This window comes from Aeromonas allosaccharophila (genome assembly GCF_000819685.1).
In the GTDB taxonomy this organism is placed as follows: domain Bacteria; phylum Pseudomonadota; class Gammaproteobacteria; order Enterobacterales; family Aeromonadaceae; genus Aeromonas; species Aeromonas allosaccharophila.
Genome location: NZ_CDBR01000001.1, coordinates 20,792 through 27,487, shown reverse-complemented (window position 1 = coordinate 27,487; position 6,696 = coordinate 20,792). Strand labels below are relative to the sequence as shown.

The window sequence follows — 6,696 nt, the reverse complement described above, 5'->3', positions numbered from 1 at the left end:
CCGTTCCCCCGGGGCCAGCAACTACCCTCCCTCCCTGGCGTCAAGAAAAAAGCACCCCGCCAAGTGGGCGGGGTGCTTCGCTCGTGCCGGCAGTAACCGGCATTCAGATAGGGGCTGGATTCGCCTTAGTTGTTCACAGACCGTAATCACCGACTTCCTGTTTCCACTGCACTTCGTCCTTACTGGGGTGGGTTACTCTGTAAGCATGCCAACCCATGACCAACACCATAACCAGCAGTACGAGCCATTGCAGCTTTGCCCAACCCTGCCCGTATCCCCGAAGTCTGGCGTCCTTTTTTCCTAGCTGTAGGAGCCACAGCGCCACAATACCGGTTCCCAAGGTTGTCCATACCGCACCCAACACAGCCAAAATCAATTTTGCAGTTTCCATCATTGTTCCTCGTTTCAATTCGCTGATATGACTATGCTGCCCTTGCCCGACTTCAGCAGGCGCTGATCTCCCACTTGGTTAACTGTCCAGGCTTCGCGTCGCGGCTGCCCAGGATAACCAACCAGTACCTCCACCACCTTAGTATCGGGGGTGATCACGATACAATCGTGCCGGCTGGTATCGGCCAAGCACTGGCTGGTGCCGGCGATGGCCACCTTCTGGCCATCGATCTGCACCTGTTTGCCCGCGCTGATCTCGATATGCTTGGGTTGCTGGGCGCTGGCCATGTCCTCAAAGGTATCGCAGCCCGCCAACAGGTTCACCGCTACCATGGCCCATATCAGGTTCTTCATTCGTTTCGTCTCCGGTTTCTTCATATCGTCGGTTGCTCTGGATTGGGGTAGCCCAAACCACGGCGCAGAGCGATCAGGGCCCACTCTTTGCACGGACGAGCGCTCGGCTTTCCTGGATCGGTCAGCCATGCTTTGACCGCCCGCACCGAACAGGATTTGTCTGCATGGGTGCAGATCAGCTCCGCTACCTTGGCATGGTGCAGCCCGTGGCGAGCGATCAGGGCTGCCAGTTCACGCCGCAGTTGCTCACTCATGCCTGATGCACCCGAGGCTCGTCCCCTTGAGGGTCTACACCCCAATACAGCACAGACACCACACCATGGGCCGGTGCTTCCAGCTCCTGACGCAGCTGATAATGCACCGCCTCCTTGAACACATCCCGATAGCCATAGAGGCGACCGTGACTCATAAAATACGACACGCCGACCAGAAACGCCGCCAGGAACAGCGATGCCTGCAACACCCCCTGAACAAACAGGCCAACCTTCTCAGCCGACTCCTGCTGCAGGATGGCCAGCAGCTCCTTCACGATGGTTCCCGCCTCGACCGGCTCGACCAGCAGGCACAACGTGAGCGCCGCCAGCCACACCACCGGCACGAATACGAACAGGGCCAGCAGCATGCGGCCCCCGAGCAGCACCGTATTGATCGCCTGAGACAGGTACAGACGGAAATCTCGGCGGGCCCGCGCCAGCATTGCCTTGTGCTGGGCAACCGGCAGGCTGCCGATCTCGATACCGTTCAAATAGACCCTGGCCACTTGGGGCCCCTGCAGCCGTTCCTGGGCACGTTCAAGCCGCCGATCAATCAGCTCGCGCACGACCACGATGCCTGCGCACAGAGCGCCGGCGAGACACAGCAACTGCCAACCTTCCAATCCTTCCAACATGTTCAACTCCTGGATCTGAGGCCACCCGATGCGGCCTTGTGCCCATTTGTGCCCTTTTGTGCCCTTTTTGTCAAGGCCCGCCGCCCATTGGGGGAGGGGGGCAGGTGATCGTCGCCTCACAGGCCGGTTTTCCCTGGCACTTTGGCCGTTGGCCTAGAAAGCCAAATGCCCCTTGGCTACCCCCGCACCCCAATATATTGTGTCGCTGCAGCTGCGACCGGCCACTATATCTAGTGGATCCCGCAAGGATCTCCCCCGCCCGCCGCCCGTCCTGGGCCGCCCCTGGATTTTGACCTTTCGCGCAAAGCGCCAAAACTCCCAAACCCGCGCCGCACCGGCGCGGATTTATTGGCCCTGACAGCCGCCCCCGGGATCTGGCATCCTGCCGATCACCGATTGACCCCACGACGAGGATCCCGATGCAGATCACCCCGCTTGGCCATGGCCACCCCCTGGCCACCCTGCACCAGGGCGGCGGCCCCCTGGTGCGCCCCGCTGGCCACCCCGAGCAATGGCGCGTGGCCACGGCACTGCGTAACTTGGCCATCGCCCACACCGACGCGCCCCGTTACCTGTTGGCCCACGAAGTCGGCGCGGTGCTGGCCATGCTGCCGGATCTGCAGCGCCGCTTTTTGGTGGCCACCCTCTGGAACACCGGTGCCCGTATCAATGAAGCCCTGGCGTTAACCCCTGGGGATTTCGAGCTCGATGGCCAGCGCCCGTTCGTGGTGCTGCGCACCCTCAAACAGCGCCGGCGCGGCAAGGGCCGGCCCCGAGCGGGGGAAACCGTCAAACGCTTGGTGCCGCTGCTGGATCCGGCCTATGCCCAGCTGGCCCGCGAGTACCTGAGCACGTTTCGGCTGGCCAAGTCGGCCCCGATCTGGACAGTGACGGATCAGACGGTGAGGAACTGGTTGAAAGAGGCCGAGCTGGCACTGAGGGGGAGGGGGATCACGTTGGTGGTGGCGCTGACGCCGCATGTTTTCAGGCACTCGTATGCCATGCACCATTTACTGGCCGGCAACACGCATATCAAGCGCCTGCAAGCCTACCTGGGCCACCGGTCGATCCGAAGTACCGAAGTCTATACCCAGGTGCTGGCGCTCGATGCGGCGGCGAGTGAAATAGGGTTGAGCTTTTCGGTAGCGAACGAGGGCAATCCGCTGCTAACCGGATAAATACGCCAGCAACCAGACCATCCAGATCACGGCTTGTCTTGGTACCGTGGCCATCGGCACAGCCGGGGCCCTGCGCGAGCTCACAGGTACCCCATGGCCATCGAACGCCATGGAAACCAGGTGCACCAGATCCACACTGCCGGCGACCAGCTGGCCAGCGCCCGCCATCGAGGCAGCGATCACCTGCAGCTGCGCGACAGCTCCCCCGGGCCAGCAGCAACCCTCCTTCCCTGGCGTCCAGATCACGAATCGCGGATCGGCCCCCCTCCTTGGCGTTCCAACTTGCAGTATCTCAGAATCAGATGAACTTATTGGTGGTCAGTGTTGTTTCGTTTTCAATGGACTGCTAGCGCAGCGTAAGCGCACTACCCTATCTTTTGGGGTGAGGTCGCGTAGCGGCCGAGGGGCATAGCCCCTGGGGGGATGGGAGGCCGCGAAGCGGCCGGGTGGGCTTGAGAAGGGGGCCCTCCCCCTTCGGGGGCCGCTTTCTCGATAATTTTTTCTATTCGCTTTGATCGCTGTTTTATCCTCAGTTTTTTGGTTCCAATATAGGTAATTCCTACAGGCAAAAAGTACAGGTAAAACTAAAGGAAAACCTTATAGGTTTAGGGGGGGGCCGATTATGCGTGGATAACTCGTTGTTTTAACAGTGTTTTCAACAAGTCTTTTTGGAGGGGGCCGATTATGCGTAAAGGCGCAAACAAAAAACCCCGAGCTTGTCGGGGTTTGAATTGTCACCTTTTATATGGGATAGGTGGAGGGCTAGGCATCATGAGAACCCCCCCCTTAACTTGGCTTACCTTAGCTTGCGGATAAACGGCTAGGACATTTTTGAGGCCAATTAGAAACTTTTTTTTAAAATCCTTTTCAGCATTTTTCCCAATATATTCTTGTCCAAACTGATCTCTCAAATTACGCCAGTGCAGCACGATAGGCCGACCATTTATACGGTGTAGTCTATCCGCCAACATCGTATAGATATCCATGGCCAGAGCACTACCAGTCAGCGAGTTTAGAGCCCGTAAATCAAGAGGTACGGCGTGCTCAGCCAGAGTCTGATAATACTCGGGTGAAAAGGTAATAACCCCAGGCCACAAAGCAGGTTGCCCTTCATTGTTTGACAGCCAAGCTTCAAACTGTTGGATCGGCTTTCCATCATAAGTGATTGCCCGCCCGCCCGCCGTATAGCCCAGAGTCATGGTGCAGGCCGAAAGAGCAGATATCTGTTTTCTGAAATTGGTATAACTACCTGTCTTTCCGCCTGATGACTCTTTCCCAAGCTTGCGGAGAAAGTCACTGGCACTACTACCAACATCAATCACAGGACTTTTGTTCCGTAAAGCTGCTGTATTTAGCCAAGCCATAACCAGCCTAGGCATTGGGCCATATGGGACTGGCTGCTGAACGAACTGCTTCCCATCCCATAGTTTCCCAGCCCTCACGTACAACCCAGCACTACCACAAGTACGTTCAAATTCAAGACCCGCGACTTTAGCCCGAGGTAATCCGACTTGGCAGAGGAGCGAGTGCATGAAAGTTAAGTCATCCCCAGATGGGGGCGTACTTCTAATTGCCCCCCCAGTTTCAAGTAATTCACGCTGCCGGTCGCTTAGGGGTTTGGGGGGAGGAGCTTCTTGTGCAACTGCAGGTGGTGGCGTTAACATAAAGTCGGAAACTTCATCAACCGTTTCCACGTCAACGGTACACTGCTCTTGTTGATGCAACATTTTTGAAATAATGTCGTCCGCATCAGCTTCAGAAAGACCACGAGCAACTAATTGGCTACGATAGTCTTGCATATTACGATTATCCGGCATGATGCCTCCGAGTCACTGAAAAGGCCTACTGTGATGCAGCAGGCTTTTTGGTATTAAGGTACTCTATCTTTTCAGCTATGAAATCGATGCCGTATTCGGGTTTTGTATCAGCATCTTTTTGATACTTCGTTTGCTCAATGCGGCCCTCGATAAACACCTCAGAGCCTTTACCAAGATATTTCGCGGCGTTCTCAGCCAACGCATTGAAACACTTAATGCGAAAGTAATCGACGGCTGGAGTGTCCCCAGGGCGTTTTGGTCGGTTGACGGCGAGATTGATAGTTGCTCGGCAGTTGGTGGCGTTTTCGATTTGTCGCAAGTCGGCATCCCGAGTAAGATTACCGATAAATTGAAATCTGTTATGGCTCACAATCAATCTCCTTTGATTAAAGGCCTCTAGTTTAGCTAAACAAAAAGCCAGTTTCAACAACTTTAGCGGCTAAATTTTCCTGCGTTTTTCTGGAGGCAAGCGTCTTTGTATAAACACATCTTTTTCACTAATGTGCTCCGCATCTTAGATGAGCAACATATGACAAAGCATCAATTGTCTGAACTCTCTGGTGTATCCATTTCATTTTTATCTGACCTTACAACCGGTAAAGCCAACCCCTCATTAAAGGTTATGGAAGCCATTTCGAAGGCTTTAGATACACCACTCCCTCTGTTACTCGAATCGACAGATCTTAATCAGGAATCACTTGACGTACTGGCTGGGGGGAAAGCCCCTAGTAGCTTGCCGGCAGGGTTTGAACGTGTTTCGGTTATTCTTCCCTCACACAAAGCTTTCATTGTGAAAAAGTGGGGGGACGACACCAAGAAAAAACTATCACATGAGTTGAAAGCCAAAAGACAAGTTGATACGCCAAGGTAGAGCTGGAGCACGTGTCGAAAACCGCATTTTAGCCGCTAAAATCCCCTAGACCTCCCCTTTATTCATGCTGAATGCTGCGCTCTCTCGCAGCCATTGGCGTTTTAGCCATAAAGATGAATATCACTAGCACATTACGATATCGTCGGTGGTTGTGCAAAATTGCGTTTCGGTATATCGTATGCCACGTAACGAGCTGTAGCATGGGAATCTCAAGGGCTAACCCGACATGACCGAATCAAAAGAGTTTGACAGCATCAAAGAGCGAGCGAAGAAAAAGCTCGAACGAGACATGGGGCCAGTGCTGATTGCAGCCCTCAATGATCCTAAAACGGTGGAGATCATGCTCAACTCGGACGGGCGACTTTGGCAAGAACGCCTGGGAGAAGGGATGACGTGTATAGGCTCTTTAAGGGCCGGTCAGGCTCAGGCCATCATTGAAACAATAGCGGGGTATCACAACAAAGAAGTAACTCGCCAAAAGCCGATTTTGGAGGGTGAGCTGCCTTTGGATGGGTCGCGCTTTGCTGGCCAACTTCCTCCGGTTGTACCTGCGCCAACATTCGCAATCCGAAAAAAAGCAGTATCCATTTTTACCCTCGATCAATATGTTGCTGATGGGGTTATGTCAGAAGCCCAGAAAACTGCTTTGGAAAAAGCAGTGCTTGCACACAGAAACATCCTGGTCATTGGCGGAACTGGTTCCGGTAAGACAACCCTAGTAAATGCAATCATCCATCAGATGGTTGTTGCAGACCACTCCGAAAGAATTTTCATTATTGAAGACACTGGTGAGATCCAGTGTGCTGCAGAGAATTTTGTCCAGTATCACACCAGCCTCGATGTCACCATGACAATGCTGCTAAAAACCACTCTCCGCATGCGTCCAGATAGAATCCTGGTCGGTGAAGTGCGGGGGCCTGAAGCTCTTGACCTGTTAATGGCATGGAATACAGGCCATGAGGGTGGCGCAGCAACTTTGCATGCTAACAACGCAAAGGCAGGCCTTGATAGACTGGCCATGCTGATCAGCATGCACCCTGACTCACCAAAACCCATTGAACCGCTAATTGGCGAGGCTGTTCATGTTGTTGTTCATATCGCCAGAACCCCAGAAGGCCGGCGCGTCCAAGAAATTCTCGAAGTTTCTGGTTACAGCAATGGCCATTACATAACCAAAGCTCTCTGAAATAAACGGAG

The 6,696-nt window shown here is 54.3% G+C and carries 9 protein-coding genes; 3 read left to right on the top strand and 6 right to left on the bottom strand.

What is annotated here, in order from left to right:
* Positions 1-133: 133 nt before the first annotated feature.
* From BN1115_RS00150 to BN1115_RS00135, 4 genes are read right to left on the bottom strand one after another with little or no spacing between them, the layout of a single operon-like run.
* Positions 134-394, bottom strand: a complete 261-nt coding sequence (locus tag BN1115_RS00150) for a hypothetical protein (protein WP_010676211.1) — start codon at positions 392-394, stop codon at positions 134-136.
* 11 nt (positions 395-405) lie between these two features.
* Positions 406-744: a hypothetical protein gene (locus BN1115_RS00145; RefSeq protein ID WP_010676210.1), complete on the bottom strand. Its 339-nt coding sequence runs from the start codon at positions 742-744 to the stop codon at positions 406-408.
* A 20-nt stretch (positions 745-764) separates the two neighbouring features.
* Positions 765-998: an aspartyl-phosphate phosphatase Spo0E family protein gene (locus tag BN1115_RS00140; RefSeq protein ID WP_042655550.1), complete on the bottom strand. Its 234-nt coding sequence runs from the start codon at positions 996-998 to the stop codon at positions 765-767.
* A complete protein-coding gene (locus BN1115_RS00135) occupies positions 995-1,633 on the bottom strand; it encodes a hypothetical protein (protein WP_042655549.1) in 639 nt (212 codons plus the stop codon). Before BN1115_RS00135 ends, BN1115_RS00140 begins: the two co-directional genes overlap by 4 nt.
* Before the next feature lie 419 nt (positions 1,634-2,052).
* Between BN1115_RS00135 and BN1115_RS00130 the strand changes: the two genes are divergently transcribed.
* Complete coding sequence (locus BN1115_RS00130) at positions 2,053-2,811, top strand: tyrosine-type recombinase/integrase (RefSeq protein WP_010676207.1); 759 nt, start codon at positions 2,053-2,055, stop codon at positions 2,809-2,811.
* Between the two features lie 734 nt (positions 2,812-3,545).
* Here the strand turns inward: BN1115_RS00130 and BN1115_RS22740 are convergent.
* On the bottom strand, positions 3,546-4,628 hold the full coding sequence (locus BN1115_RS22740) for a replication protein RepA (RefSeq protein ID WP_244152174.1): 1,083 nt from the start codon (positions 4,626-4,628) through the stop codon (positions 3,546-3,548).
* A 25-nt stretch (positions 4,629-4,653) separates the two neighbouring features.
* A complete protein-coding gene (locus tag BN1115_RS00115; protein ID WP_042655547.1) occupies positions 4,654-4,998 on the bottom strand; it encodes a single-stranded DNA-binding protein in 345 nt (114 codons plus the stop codon).
* A gap of 105 nt (positions 4,999-5,103) precedes the next feature.
* Here BN1115_RS00115 and BN1115_RS00110 point away from each other — a divergent pair, with 105 nt between their 5' ends.
* Both BN1115_RS00110 and trbB read left to right on the top strand, forming a co-directional pair.
* Complete coding sequence (locus BN1115_RS00110) at positions 5,104-5,499, top strand: transcriptional regulator (RefSeq protein WP_042655546.1); 396 nt, start codon at positions 5,104-5,106, stop codon at positions 5,497-5,499.
* Between the two features lie 226 nt (positions 5,500-5,725).
* The gene (trbB, locus tag BN1115_RS00105) at positions 5,726-6,685 is read left to right on the top strand and encodes a P-type conjugative transfer ATPase TrbB (protein WP_042655545.1); all 960 of its coding nucleotides are present in this window, start codon (positions 5,726-5,728) and stop codon (positions 6,683-6,685) included.
* Positions 6,686-6,696: the final 11 nt, after the last annotated feature.